The organism is Bacillus sp. CGMCC 1.60114 (genome assembly GCF_042676365.1).
Taxonomy (GTDB): domain Bacteria; phylum Bacillota; class Bacilli; order Bacillales; family Bacillaceae_G; genus Bacillus_A; species Bacillus_A rhizoplanae_A.
This window is the reverse complement of the sequence record NZ_JBHTHG010000118.1, coordinates 369,178-383,928: the sequence shown is the minus strand read 5'-3', so window position 1 is coordinate 383,928 and position 14,751 is coordinate 369,178. Positions and strand designations below refer to the sequence as shown.

The window sequence follows — 14,751 nt, the reverse complement described above, 5'->3', positions numbered from 1 at the left end:
TCAGTACTACATTGCTTCTTATTAAATTCTATTTATAATTCTTGTTTGACTAAAGCATCCTGTTACTTTAAGTACATTTATTCATAATTTTATCTGCTCTCGTGCAATTTGTAAGTCATCAGCTAGGAGAACACGGATTTTTTTACCACACAGAGTTCAGCGCATACCTACACTAACATAGTTAAATTTTGCACATAATCAACTTTCTTCATTTAGCCTTCTATGGTGAAGCAAAGAGAATTGTTTCGCTAAAAAAGTTGGTGTATATGGCATATCATTTTGAAGCCAAGAAATAATCGTACCTATTATAGCTGAAGAATGATACCATATCATAACGTCTCTTTTTACATCTTTTATCTGATAATCTGTGTATCTTCCGTGTTCTTCTATCCTTGTAGATATCCTTTCCCTCAATAACTTTAATAAACTATCTCTAAAGATCGGGATTTGCTTAGACGTTAGAATGACTTTATAAAAGTTTGCATATTCAGCTATATGCTCAAGGAGATTCTCTAATGTTTGCCAAATCTCATCTTCAGAAAATATGTGATTCATTTGTGTTTTATTAAGAGCCATTGAAATGTCCTCAATCATATCTTCCGTCATTTTTCCCAACATATCTGGAATATCACGATAATGTAGATAAAAGGTCACTCGATTGATGGTCGCTCGCTCTGCCAATCGATTAACAGATATTTTTTGGATATCCATTTCCTCAAGTAATTCAACAAAGGCATCTTTAATTAATTTTCGTGTACGGAGTATGCGAGGGTCTGTTTGAGACTTTTTATTTTCCATTATTTCCTCTTTCCTTTCTTGTCAAATGCAAAGCTACATTCTAAATATTTACGTCGTATTTCTTCAGGATAAACTACATAAAACTTATTTATGTAAACTACTTTACACATTGTCACTATTTGTAGATTGTAAACACTATAAATTGTGTATATAATCTCATTTATACAATGTTGATTATACAACATATTGTAAATTAAATATACGATAGAATACTTGAAAGGATGAATGAATTTGAGTAAGAGTGCAACAATGAGTCAATCTATAAAAAAGGGACCAATCATGTTTGTGATGATAATAGGTGCTTTCCTGGCAACGTTTAATCAAACAATCATGAGTGTTGCCATTCCGGAGTTAATGAATGATTTTGGTATTAAAGCTTCAACAGCTCAGTGGCTTACAACGGGTTATATGTTGGTAAATGGGGTTTTGATTCCTATCACAGGCTTTTTAATGCAAAGATTTACCACTCGTCAATTATTCCAAAGTTCAATGGTTATTTTTCTTGTCGGAACGATTGTTTCTGCAGTCGCAACCAATTTCCCTGTACTTCTGACCGGCCGGTTGATTCAAGCAGCTGGTGCTGGAATTATTATGCCTTTGCTCACGACTGTTGTTTTATCGCTTTTCCCTCCAGAGAAGAGAGGATCGGCTATGGGTATGGTTGGGCTAGCTATTATTTTTGCCCCTGCAATTGGACCAACTCTTACTGGTTATGTTCTTGATACATTTCCTTGGCAAGCCATGTTTTACGGCATGATTCCATTTGCGGTTATTGTTATCATCTGCGGTTTTATTTATCTAAAAAATGTGTCAGAAACTGTCCGCTCCAAGGTAGACTTTATTAGTGTAATCCTTTCAACCATCGGATTTGGTACTTTAATGTATGGCTTCAGCCAAGCTGGCAACAATGGTTGGTCAAGTACAGAGGTAGTTGTTCCTCTAATTGTAGGAATCCTTGCCCTTTCCCTGTTCACTTGGCGTCAACTGGTCTCTCAAAATCCATTACTGGATCTTCGAGCCTTTAAATACAACATGTTTACCTTGACTACCCTTATAAATATAGGTGTTACCATGATGATGTATGCAGATATGATGTTGCTTCCTCTGTACCTTCAGAATGCTCGCGGTTTTACTGCATTGGAGTCTGGTTTGCTTATGCTTCCTGGAGCACTTCTAATGGGCTTGCTAAGTCCTATAGTTGGAAAGCTCTTTGACCGCTTTGGAGCAAAATGGCTTTCTATTATCGGTATAGCTATTATTATCATCTCAACCCTTGGCTTTATCGATTTGACTGACTCGACCAGCTACACTTTTCTCATTCTGATGTCTACATTTCGTCGTATCGGGATGGCGATGATGATTATGCCTATACAGACTGCAGGTTTAAATCAATTACCATCTAGTCTTTATGCACATGGCACAGCTATATCCAACACCATTAGACAAGTAGCTGGTGCAATAGGTACTGCACTACTTGTGACGGTAATGACAAACAGTACAAAGAATTACTTTCAAGACTTAATCGCCACGGGAGGAGGACAACGTGAAACACAACAACATATGATTATGGAAGCTTCCATCCATGGAATAACTGACTCATATTTTATTATTCTTATAATCGGAATAATTAGTTTGCTACTTTCCTTCTTTATCAAACGTGTTAAAAATGCTTCCGAAGAAAAATCCAACATATCTTTAAGGAAGCCAGTAGGAATTTCAAAGGCAAATCAATAATATACAAAGAATTCAAAAATACCCCAATTGTATACCAAAAGGGACAACTAAGACAAAATGCTTAGCAGACCATACCCATTCAACAAGGTATGGTTTTTCTGCTTTCAATTTTAGACAAACCTTTTACTTCCAAGTCTGTAAGAGCCCCTGAAGGAAAAAGTTCGATCGCAGATGTTGATTTATAAAAAAGATTGATAATTTAAAACAAAGTTTGATAAAACCCTGTATAATAGGGTTTTTCTTTTAACCCTTTAACTTTATCTGGAATGTTCAATTAAAGGGCCCGTTTGTAGAGGATTTTAACAGGTTTTTTAGAGTTATTATTTAAATAAGGATTTTGAAGTCTTTTGGTGAATATTAAATGTTAATCTAAAAGATGGAGGTTGTTGTGATGTTGAAACTGTTTCAATATAACTGGCAAGTTCGTGATGATTGGTTTACATTGTGCGAAGACATACCGGATGAAGAGCTATTAAAGAAACGGGTCGGTGGGTTCGGCAGTATCCTACATACCCTATTTCACATTGTAGATGTGGAATATATGTGGATCATAGGTTTGCGAGGTGAACCAGTGCCTAAGGAGCCATTATTTGAAGATTATGCTAGGTTACAAAAAGTGAAAAATCTTTCAGCTCAATACCACGAGAAAGTGAAGCCATTTGTGACATCTTGGACAAATGAAATGGATTCTCGGAAACTTTCAGAAACTGATTTCAATGAAGAACCTACTAGCTCTAGAGACGCACTAATCAGGCGCCGAGTCATTGAATGTACACACGGAGAGATCATACGTCATGTCATTGTCCACGAAATCCACCATATCGGCCAGTTATCTATATGGGCACGTGAAATAGGAAAGGAGCCAATTTCCGCAAATCTGAGAGGAAGAGGGCTATTCGATAATTAGACTACCTTTGCCAATTTCACAATCGGGCGCTTTAATGGCACAAGGATCAAGAAATGATCAAACTTATTTATAAACGAATGGTTTAATTGAATATATTTAAAGCGTGTTTTGATCAATCTTTTTTCAAAACACGCTTTTTCTATTTACTATTTTATCAAGGTTTATAGAGTTAATTTCATCAAACTTTTTTTCAAAGCTACAGCAGAATGAATCTTGTTATGGTTCGAAAGCTCCATCTGATAGAATTAACATCTTGGCAAACTTTTAATATACGCTTCAACAAAAAGTACGTTCATTTTCATTTGAATTTATTATTAAACAAACAAGATTTTATATTACAACCAACTTCATTTACCCCAACATTTACATTGTCTTAGTAAAACAGTTTGTTGTTGTTGTAAAGGTTCTTCCAAGTGGTCTTTTATATAAAAAAATAGGGATAAATCTCTTATAAAGATTCATCCCTTTAAATATAAAGTGCAACATCTTATATTTGTTCAGTCTATCTCTATATTTAGTAAATCAGACTAGGAACAGTGTTTACAGGTAACCCCTTGTTTTTTCTACTCAATCAAATGTAAGTTCTATTTGAATAATCTCTGATCGACTCCCAAGTCTTAAAGCCGGTCCCCAAAATCCAAATCCCGAGGAAACAATCGCATGAAATAAGTCTTTCTGTACATATCCCCAATCTAATTCGTACATTCTTCTTGTAATGATATGATTCGGTGCCATTTGTCCTCTATGAGTATGTCCAGACAATAATAAATCAACACCTGATGCTTCAGCTTGCTTTAATTCAAATGGCTGATGATCCATTGCAACGATTGGAAAACTCTTATCTACAGCACTCATTAACTCCTCAAAACTTTTACGATTTCGATCCGTCTTATCTCTTCTTCCTACAATATAAAAACAATCTTCAATTTTTACAACTTCATCTAATAATATCTTTACATCAATCTTATCCATTTCCTGCAAAAACTCCGGAATAGCTCCGCCGTAATATTCATGGTTTCCTAACACCCCATAGATACCAAGCGGAGCATGCATTTGTTTCATCACTTGTCCCATATTCTTTTTTATAAAATATTCTGGATGATCGTCAATGATATCTCCCGGCAAAAGTATGATATCCGGTTTCATATCATTTACATGATCAACCAATCTTTGAAGGTGTGACAAGCCAGACAGTTTACCGAAGTGCATATCTGAAGCCATCGCAATTCGAAGTGTCTTACGATTATTAGCTTTTTTAGGTACGTGAATCTCGTATTTCCGAACGATTGGACTATACGCATTAAATGTTCCATAGGCAAAAATAAGAACAAAAATAAGAAGAACGATTATTCCAGTCCAAAAAATAGATTGTTCTTTTGGAATAGAGAACCAATCTAAAATGAACACTGTTACATCCGCTATTGGTAATAGTATGACTGCATATTGTATGACTGCAAACCAATAAGAACCAATTGTTCTAAGAGGTGAATCAAATTTAATCAATCGATCTAGAACATACGCGTATGAAAATAATCCAACTATAATCGCATAATATCCCCAAGATTGAATGTGAAAAGTCGTATGAATCCATACCCAGCCATTCCATCCAATGTAAATCATTAACAACGTATAAAGAGTAAATAAAATAAAAATATTAAATAAATTTCTCGTTTTCAAAGTATCCCCCTCTTCTATATGTTTCATTATAACCGTTCATTTACGAATATTTACATACTATAATGAATTAACAATTATATGTAATGAGAATTTTATTTTGACATAAAAACTTTTATAATTCCACTGACACGCAGTAAAACAAAAAAGAGACTAATTCAGAATTGTTTACGAATCAATCTCTTTTTTTATTTTTATTTTCATTTACAATTTCATATTTCAGCTGGATGGATAAGCATCCGAACTCAAATAACGTTCTTTTATAATTTGACGATGATGAAGCTCATGACCAGCAATAATGTTTGCCAATGCACGAACCGTGACTTCAGAATTGTTCGCAATTCCCCTTTGTAACCAAGCTTCTTTATCTAAACTTTTAAGCAAATGCACAGTAGATTGGCGAACAACTGTTAAATTCTCAAGAAGATCTTGCATAGATTGCTTATCAAATGCAGCTCTAAGAACATACATATCATCGTTATATCCAGGAAGTTCCGCTGTCTCGCCTCTCGCTATAGAAAGCAGTCGATAACCCATAATACGTTCAGTATCCGCAATATGACCGATTACTTCTTTTATACTCCATTTATTAGGAGCGTATCGAAAATGTGCCTCATTATCAGAAATACCTATCAGTAAAAGAATTGTTTCCTTCATTTGCTGCTCTAGAATATGTATGATATCTCCATCTGGCAATAAGTTTATGTATGTTGAATAATACGGGTTATATTCATTTGCTTCTGGTCTCTTTTGCATGCTCATCATCCTTTTTAATCATTTTATAAACTCATACTATTTTTTACATCTATGTATTTCATGCTGTAGATTCATAATACTGAAACTGAAACTGAAACCGTAACCCTACCATAGTTTTCTTTCTCCTAATTCCAAGTAAACATCCGCTTCCTCAAAAGCAACTCTATTTTGTTGAGCTTGATCTGAGAAAAAACGAATCATAGTACATAGACCTAAAGAGTCACTTCGGAACGGTTTATTACGCGTACCTCCAATAAGATATGTATGTTTTGCCTGTTCCCATCCACCTTGAGTATAAAAATCGACCAAAGAAGGCTCACAAGTAAAAATACCGATATCCAGATCAGTTTTTTCTATAAAAGAAACAGCTTCTTTTACAAGTCTTACACCAAACCCTTGATTACGATAAGAAGGATTTGTCATAACTTCACTAAGACCAAATGCTTTATAAGTTTGTCCTCGATGTTTTATATATTTATACGGAATGGCAATATGGCTAATTACAACATCATTTTCTACTAGAACTAAAGAAGTTGGATGAGTTTCTGGACAATCTGGCCAACGTATATCCCCATTCTGGCCTTCAAATACTCGAGGCCACTCATTTCACATTAAAAAAATAATTTGTTCTTTAAGATAAACAGGACAATCTTCTTGGGAAAATTGTAGTAATTCTATCATGCCCCCTCGCCCTTCTTTCTTTTCTATATTTGTAGATACCTTATTACAAAATATTATCATACTAATCCAAAAAGTTTAAATTCTAAAACAAAAAGCAGTTATTATATTTGAATAATAACTACTTTTTATAATCCTCTTTACTTCTAATTGTTTAATAGAATCTCACATTTATTTCACACGCTCATCTTTGTTTTCTCAACGTAACAGATATTTTTATCTCGGACTAATGGAAGTTGCACTCTATCTATTTCACAACAAATCGTGTTTTACTACATCCATCTTTTTGCTTCATTACTTCTAATACAGCTGGCATTGTATTTTTCAATTCTTGCACGTGTGAAATTACTCCAATAAAGCGGCCTGATTTTTGAAGATCGATTAAGGCATCTACCGCTTTTGTTAACGATTCTTCATCTAATGAACCGAAACCTTCATCAATGAACATCGTTTCAATTGAAATACCACCTTCGTATGATTGAATGATATCAGCCATACCGAGTGCTAAACAAAGAGATGCATTAAATTTCTCGCCGCCGGACAATGTTTTTACATCGCGCGTTTGCCCTGTGTAAGCATCATACACATCTAACCCTAAACCACTTTGACGATTTCGTTTTTCCACGCGTTCACTTCGTTTTAAGTAAAATTGCCCATTTGATAATTTACGAAGTCGTTCATTGGCTACTTGAACAATTTGCTCTAAATATTCTATTAAAATGTAGCGCTCAAACGAAATGCGACTTTCATTATCACCTTTCATAACTTCATATAAATCAACAAGTTCTTGGAATGCCGCTTCTTCTTCATAAATTTGTTCATCAATGCGGCGAATATTTTCATGCAAATCGGAAATATATTCATTGGCACTTTTTGTACGCTGACGTTGTTCTTTTATAATATCAAGTTGAATTTCTAGTCCTTTCAACTGTTCTTCTAGTTGCGTTAACTCTGTCCATTCTTTTCCTTGTAGCTGCTCTGTTAATTCTTCAATTTGTTTTGTTAATACTTCAAGCATTGAGTAATACGCTTGAATGTGTTGTTGCAAATCGTTACGCTCTGCGTCTGACATTTTAGACTCTGTGTATGCTTGCTGACTCGCAAAACCACTTGCTTCAAGTTCTGCCATAAAACGTGCATACTTTTCTTCTTTGTTCTCATTTCCTTGTGTATATTGTTGCTGTGCTGCTTTATATGCTTCTTCAACACGAATTTTTTCACTCATGCAACGCTGAAATTCCTCTTGGGCTCTTTGCCATGCTTCTTGCAGACGACGAAGTAAAGAAGCTTTTTCTTCATACGCTTGTTGCCACGCTTCTAATGTTTGCATTTCTGCTGGAATTTTTTCTTTGTCATTTTCATATGACGTTCGCATTTGGATCGATTCCATTTCAGAGCGATGCAATTTTCCTTCTACATCACGTTTAGCCCTCTGCAATATATCTAATTGTTCTTCTAGATTTTGCAACTGCGGTGATAATTGTTTCCGTTTTTCTTCACTTGCTTTTAATTCATTTACTTCTGCAGCTAGCTGTTTGCCTTGTTGAATTAACGTTTGATATGCATCTGCTAACTCTGATACAGCGTATCCACGACTCTGTACTTCTTTACATAATTCTTCATATTGACCTTTATAAAAATTACATTTTTCTTCTATTTGAACGTGTTGCTTTTCAGCTTGTGTTTTTTGTTCACGAAGAATATTTAACTGCTCTTCATTAATAGACACTTCTTGTTCAGTCGCTTTGTTTGGGTGAGAAGTACTACCACAAACCGGGCAAGGTTTACCATCGTGTAAATGAATCGCTAACTGACCAGCTTGTTCGCTTAACCATGATTTCTCCAACGTTTCATACGCTTGTTGAGCCGCACTCATATGTTCTAACGCGCCTTTTCTTTCCCTCTCATACTTTTGCACTTCTTGCCACACTTGATATGCATCTTTTAATACTTTTGCATCCTCACGCATACGACTTAACTGTTCTACTTTTGCTCGATATTGCTCAAGTGCTTGTTCAATCTGTTTTAACTTATTGGAAAGCTGTTGCTTTTGTGTACTGCTAGATTCTTGCTGTTTTTCTAACTGACTTATTTCAAGTTTAAATTGCTCCATTTGTTTTTCTGACGCCGCTAATTTTATTTTTTTATCAGCAAATGTTGCGATAACCTCTTTTAACTCTTCTAGCATTTGTACGTTTCGCTTCGTTTCTTCACGAACTGCTTCATTGTTTTTTTCTTGTTCATACTGCTGCTCTGCACGCTCATAGGCTAATATAAGTTGTTCTTGTTTTGCAGCGATTTGTTTCATATATTGCTCGGCTTGCTGAGCACTTTGAACCGCTTCATCATACCACTGTTCAAATGGCAATAACCGGCTTGCTTGCTCAGCTTGTTTAAATTGCTGCTCTTTTCCTTCAATAGAAGAACGTTCCTGCTGCAATGAGTCATAACGACTTTGTTTTGTTTGCAAATCTTGCAATCTATCATTTAAAGCCTTCGCTTCATGATACCCTGTTTCCGCTTCTTTTAATTGCTTTAGCTGCATTAATTCTTGCTGTTCAAATTGCTTTTCTTGTTTTTCATAAAAAGCGAGTTCTTGTTGAAGCGCTTCTACTACTTGATGTGTATTCACATGTTCTTGATTTGCTAATATTTCCAGCAGCGCACCATCCCGCACTGGAAGCTTGAAAACGTTACGAAAATACAATTCCCGTTCTTTTTGCTTTTCTTGCAGAACATCTTTCCATTCTTTACGCTTTTGATCTAATAACTCTCGCATTAATTTATATCGATCCGTTTTAAAAATGCGGCGTAAAATTTCTTCTTTATTTTCTGTTTCAGATGTTAATAGCTTACGAAACTCACCTTGTGGAAGCATCACAATTTGACTAAATTGATGTTTACTAAGACCAATTAAATCTTCCACTTTTTTATTTACATCGGTCACGTGAAAGCGATCTACACATGGGATTTTTTCGTCATCAACGACTTCATAAAATTCAATCGTATGGCCTGTAATCGTTTTGTTCCCCTGTTTTTTATGGCCCAGTTGACGCTTTATACAATAGGTTTTTGCTTTTAATTGAAATAATAATTCAACGCTTGTATACTCGTTATCATCAGCAAATTGACTACGAAGCATACTCGTATCATTGCGTTCTTCTCCACTCGCTTCTCCGTACAACGCATAACAAATCGCATCAAAAATCGTTGTTTTTCCTGCACCTGTATTTCCAGAAATCGCAAAGATTCGATGTTCACCTAATTCTTCAAAATCAATCGTTTCCTGCTGCTTATATGGACCAAACGCTGTCATAATAAGTTTGATAGGTCTCATGCTCTCTCCCCCTCTCGCTCATGAACTTTCTTTAACACTTCTAAGAAGAGATGTTCTTTTTCTTCCGATAATTTAGTCCCTTTCATTTCTTTATAAAAAGCTTTTACAAGGGAAAGATCATCCATTTTATGACGTGAAGTGACTGTAGCATTTTCATTTGCTAACTCTTTTCTTTGCATAACACGCTCTACATGCATCGCATTCGGATAAACCGAACGAATCTTTTCCATCGGCTGTAGTACAGGGTTTTCATCTAATAATTTCACAAATACGTAGTCTTCACAAACAGGATGCTGCAACAATTCATCAATTTTTGCTTCGACTGTTCTCATTTTCCGCTTTGGTGTTAATGACCGTTTCTCAGTCGTTATTTCCCCTGTTTCATTTAATTCAACAATGTAATATCCTTTTTTATGATGCTCTTCCGAAATCGAATACGCGAGGGGTGATCCTGCATAACGAATTGTTTCATTACGTACATAATGCGCTTGGTGTAAATGACCAAGCGCTGTATAATGAAAAGCATCAAAATAATGACTATTTACATATTCTGCTCCGCCAATTGATAATGGTCTCTCAGCATCACTTGTATTTTCTTCCGCTTCCCCGGACGATGTTACGAAAGCATGTCCGATAAAAACATGACGCGCCTCTTTATCCATACTTTCCGATAACTCATTCATAAAAATACGCATCGCATCATCATGACTACGAATATCATCATTTTTCATCACATGACGAACAATACTTGGATCAACATATGGAACCAAATGAAAATGCACTTCTCCGTATTCATCATTCATGATAACAGGCTCATATGGATATTGAAATTGCCCAATAATATGCAGCCCTTGTTTCTTCATTAAGCCACTCCCAAAATGAATACGATCTGGACTATCATGATTCCCAGCTATCGCAAGTACTGGTGTCTGTAATTCAATCACAATTTTTTGTAATACTTCATTTAATAAATCTACCGCTTCTGTTGGCGGAATAGCACGGTCGTATAAATCTCCTGCAATAATCACGGCATCTGGTTTTTCTTCTTCAACAGCTTGTACGAATTGTTCTAAGACATATCGCTGATCTTCTGTCATATAAACACCGTGAACAAGCTTTCCTAAATGCCAATCGGCTGTATGAAAAAATTTCATTTTTCCCTTCCTTTCTTTTTATTAATTCACAGATTGAAGTGAAATAAGCTGATATAAAAGCGTCGTCTTTCCTTCTGTCCATTCCACTTTTTTTATAACTGCACTTCCAACAAGTTCTTGATTTGTTTTATACACAGGCAATATTTCATCAACTACAAATAAATGATATCCTTCTATAATTAACTGAAATATATTATCTTCTATATGTAATCGTTTCTCTGTTTCGTTTGCAATAATCTTTGTATGCATTTCAAATTTCATGCGAAAACACTCCTTTTTTTATGTCTCTATTTTAATAGTATAGCGGGCATTACTGATTGACAAGGGAATCAGTAAGAAAGATATGACTTCCCAAATGAGAATTCCCTCTACTTACAACATTATGAATGCAATATATCTTCAACTCTTCATTTGTAGTATGAGAAAAGTAATAAAAGAATATGAAAACCCCGCCACTTATCTCCTTAATATCTTGCTGAAAGAGTTTTCCATATACCATCTACAACAAACTCCTCTGGAACTACTTTTTTCAATATATTATAGAAACCTATTCACATCTGTGAACAGCGAGATAGACATAAATAATTTTGTTGATGCTATTTTTAATTTTAAATCTTAATACGGTATATGAAATTATCTTTATGTTTAAAATAAAAATGCCGTTTAAGGCACTTTTATCCCGCTATTTGTGAGAAATTCGAAGAAAATAGGTGGAGAATAATTGTCCGGAAAAATCCGATTTGCTCAACTAACCATCAGTGAGGGATGATCCCCCACTGATAGAAACTTCACTTTATTTTTGTAAATAATCCTTCATCACAACGTACAAAACTACAAATAATAATACTGTTGTTAAAAGCCACGAAAGAATCGCAACATAATCATTTTGAGTTAATGCAAAACTAATCGCAATTGTTAAGATAAAGACTGGGAATACAAAGCGTACTTTATCTTGTATAGTATCATGTTGTGCATCTTCTTGATGAAAATAGAAAGTTAAGCCAATCATAAGAGAAGATAAAATAATGACCGATAATAACAAAGGCCCTGACATTCCGATCTCCCCTTTCTTTCCTTTCTTTGGGCACATTAGACATTCTATACTTATGATAAATAAAACTTACAAGTGAACCTAGTACATAGGACATAATAACAACAAAACACAAACCTAAATATAGAAAATATACTATACATATTTATTAAAACCTTTATTCTAAAAAATTACAAATTATATATTCAATAACAACCTTTTCCAAACAATATCAATTTATCGTTAGAAGTTGTATATTCCTTTTTCTTTAATGAAAATCCTTCAAAAATAACTCGTCAAAATATGCCAGGTTTCCGTTTCATACATTCTCATACTTTCCTTGTTTACGTATTTTTAATTGTTTGTCACTTTTTTATTTTAAAAGACATATTCTTTCAGTCTAAAAACTTTAGCAGGATGATATACAAAACACGAAAGAACGCACTACTATTGAACATCTCTTTTACTTTCTACAGTATACTCATTTGCTCTTCATTTTAAAACAAAAAAAGACATATAAAATTGCAGGATTCAAGAAATAAAACTAGAAATTTATATACAAAAGCCGAGCTCTTTTTACACCCTTAGACATCGATTTTCATTGTATAATCATTGCATAATATGCTCACTCTGTTTCCTTACAAAATGTCTATTTGTTTAGACGTTTAAACACTTTGTGTTCAATTCCTCCTTGTTAACGTACAACATTTGAATTGGCACAATTCTTGCAAAAAAATAGATGATCAAAAAGGAGGATATAGATAATGGAAACTAAATTTGCAAATGTAAAAAAACAAAACTTTATTACAATAGTAGAGGTAAATAATGCCCCGGCAAATGCCTTATCATCTGCTTGCATAGCTGAATTACGCTCTATCTTTTCAACGCTTGCTGAAGATGACGAAACAAGAGCTATTATTCTAACTGGTGCTGGACGTTTTTTCGTAGCAGGTGCCGATATTAAAGAGTTTGTTTCAGCACTGGGAGACCAAGAGAAAGGATTAGCAATGGCAAAAGCAGGACAAGCACTTTGTGACGAAATAGAAGCCATGAAGAAGCCGGTTATTGCTGCCATAAACGGTCCTGCTCTTGGCGGTGGATTAGAATTAGCTATGGGATGTCATTTTAGAATTACATCAGATAATGCTATCCTTGGTTTACCGGAATTAAAACTTGGATTAATCCCAACATTCGGTGGTACACAACGCCTTAGCAGAATAACAAATATGGCAACGGCTTTAGACTTAATTTTAACGAGCAAACAAGTAAGCGGAAAAGAAGCGGCCGAGCTTGGTCTCGTTCAATTAGTCGTTTCCCAAGAGGAACTGTTACCAACCGCTCTCCTAATTGCTCAATCATACTTAGATGGAAAAAGCATGACTAGCATCACCCGTGCGATAGAATGCATTACACAAGGATATAACGAAAATATGGTTGAAGGCCTGAAAAGAGAGCGCGAAAAATTCTCTGAGTTATTTGTAACTGATGATGCTAAAGAGGGCATTCAAGCTTTCGTAGAGAAGCGAAAACCTAATTTTAGACATTCATAAAAGGAGGACATATTATGACTGATCAAGTTCTATTTTCGATTCACGCAAATGGCGTAGCTACTATTACGTTAAATCGCCCAAAAGCATTAAACTCAATTTCATATGAAATGATAGGACCGATTACACAAAAGCTAAAAGAATGGGAATCTGATGATCAAATTCATCTTGTCATTATAAAAGGCGCAGGTACAAAGGGGCTTTGTGCTGGTGGTGACATTAAAACTCTTTACGAAGCTCGTTTACATGAATCTGCTATGCAAAAAGCTGAGCAATTTTTTGAAGATGAATTCCAATTAGATATGCTTGTTTATAAGTTTTCTAAACCGATTGTCGCATGTTTAGATGGTTTTGTTATGGGCGGAGGTGTTGGGCTCACTTACGGAGCTAGTCATAAAATTGTAACTGAGCGAACAAAATGGGCTATGCCAGAAATGAATATTGGTTTTTTCCCTGATGTCGGAGCTGATTATTTCTTGAATAGAGCTCCTGGATATACAGGACGTTACTTAGCATTAACAGCTTCTGTCATTAAAGCTCCTGATGTATTATATATAAATGCTGCAGACTTTTACATGACAAGTGAAAATTTGAATGCTTTTCTTAATCATATCGAACAAATAGATTGGCATGCAAAAGACATACATACAGCATTAACACAGCTAATCGATGACTATTCCGATCTTCCTGCTAATGAAAGTGAACTGTCCTCATTCCAAACAGAGATTAATAAGCACTTTTCTTTTCATACTGTTGAAGAGATTATTCATTCTTTAGAAAAAGATGGGACCCATTTTGCAACTCAAACAAAAGAAATAATGTTGTCAAAATCCCCATTCTCCTTAAAAGTAACCTTAAAACAATTTATTGATGGAGAGGAGAAGACATTAGAAGAGTGCTTTGCTACTGATCTTGTGCTCGCTAAAAACTTTCTGAGACATGAAGACTTTTTCGAGGGAATACGCTCGGTTGTCATAGATAAAGATCAAAATCCACAGTATAAATATAAACATTTAGAAGATGTTTCAGAAGAGATTGTAAATAATTTTTTTAACCTTCTAAGAAGCTAATTATACAAAATAAAGCTTATGTTATTAAAAAAAGTGTCCATGATATTGGACACTTTTTTTACATTT

11 protein-coding genes and 1 pseudogene are annotated in these 14,751 nt (G+C 34.8%); 4 read left to right on the top strand and 8 right to left on the bottom strand.

Annotated features, from left to right (window positions below):
- Positions 1-198 precede the first annotated feature (198 nt).
- Positions 199-798: a TetR/AcrR family transcriptional regulator gene (locus ACFQZ1_RS23265; protein WP_377884533.1), complete on the bottom strand. Its 600-nt coding sequence runs from the start codon at positions 796-798 to the stop codon at positions 199-201.
- A 249-nt stretch (positions 799-1,047) separates the two neighbouring features.
- Between ACFQZ1_RS23265 and ACFQZ1_RS23260 the strand changes: the two genes are divergently transcribed.
- Positions 1,048-2,532: a DHA2 family efflux MFS transporter permease subunit gene (locus ACFQZ1_RS23260; RefSeq protein WP_377884961.1), complete on the top strand. Its 1,485-nt coding sequence runs from the start codon at positions 1,048-1,050 to the stop codon at positions 2,530-2,532.
- A 391-nt stretch (positions 2,533-2,923) separates the two neighbouring features.
- Positions 2,924-3,439 carry a DinB family protein gene (locus tag ACFQZ1_RS23255; protein WP_377884532.1) on the top strand — a complete coding sequence of 172 codons (516 nt, stop codon included), beginning with the start codon at positions 2,924-2,926 and terminating at the stop codon, positions 3,437-3,439.
- Between the two features lie 567 nt (positions 3,440-4,006).
- Here ACFQZ1_RS23255 and ACFQZ1_RS23250 read toward each other — a convergent pair.
- The 7 genes and pseudogenes from ACFQZ1_RS23250 to ACFQZ1_RS23220 form a co-directional block, all read right to left on the bottom strand.
- Entirely contained in the window at positions 4,007-5,143 is a 1,137-nt protein-coding gene (locus ACFQZ1_RS23250) for a metallophosphoesterase (protein WP_377884531.1), read from the bottom strand.
- 189 nt (positions 5,144-5,332) lie between these two features.
- A complete protein-coding gene (locus ACFQZ1_RS23245; protein WP_377884530.1) occupies positions 5,333-5,869 on the bottom strand; it encodes a DinB family protein in 537 nt (178 codons plus the stop codon).
- Between the two features lie 105 nt (positions 5,870-5,974).
- Positions 5,975-6,451: pseudogene (locus tag ACFQZ1_RS23240) on the bottom strand (GNAT family N-acetyltransferase); the annotation flags it as partial.
- A gap of 343 nt (positions 6,452-6,794) precedes the next feature.
- Positions 6,795-9,884 (bottom strand): AAA family ATPase, encoded by a 3,090-nt coding sequence (locus ACFQZ1_RS23235; protein ID WP_377884529.1) that lies wholly within the window; start codon positions 9,882-9,884, stop codon positions 6,795-6,797.
- Positions 9,881-11,038, bottom strand: a complete 1,158-nt coding sequence (locus ACFQZ1_RS23230) for an exonuclease SbcCD subunit D (RefSeq protein WP_377884527.1) — start codon at positions 11,036-11,038, stop codon at positions 9,881-9,883. The genes ACFQZ1_RS23235 and ACFQZ1_RS23230 overlap by 4 nt, the downstream gene beginning before the upstream one ends.
- A gap of 21 nt (positions 11,039-11,059) precedes the next feature.
- Positions 11,060-11,299: a DUF2584 family protein gene (locus ACFQZ1_RS23225; RefSeq protein ID WP_377884525.1), complete on the bottom strand. Its 240-nt coding sequence runs from the start codon at positions 11,297-11,299 to the stop codon at positions 11,060-11,062.
- A 532-nt stretch (positions 11,300-11,831) separates the two neighbouring features.
- On the bottom strand, positions 11,832-12,092 hold the full coding sequence (locus ACFQZ1_RS23220) for a hypothetical protein (protein ID WP_377884523.1): 261 nt from the start codon (positions 12,090-12,092) through the stop codon (positions 11,832-11,834).
- 740 nt (positions 12,093-12,832) lie between these two features.
- Here ACFQZ1_RS23220 and ACFQZ1_RS23215 point away from each other — a divergent pair.
- Positions 12,833-13,618 (top strand): enoyl-CoA hydratase-related protein, encoded by a 786-nt coding sequence (locus ACFQZ1_RS23215; RefSeq protein ID WP_377884521.1) that lies wholly within the window; start codon positions 12,833-12,835, stop codon positions 13,616-13,618.
- Between the two features lie 14 nt (positions 13,619-13,632).
- Entirely contained in the window at positions 13,633-14,685 is a 1,053-nt protein-coding gene (locus ACFQZ1_RS23210) for an enoyl-CoA hydratase/isomerase family protein (RefSeq protein WP_377884519.1), read from the top strand.
- The last annotated feature ends 66 nt before the right edge of the window (positions 14,686-14,751 follow it).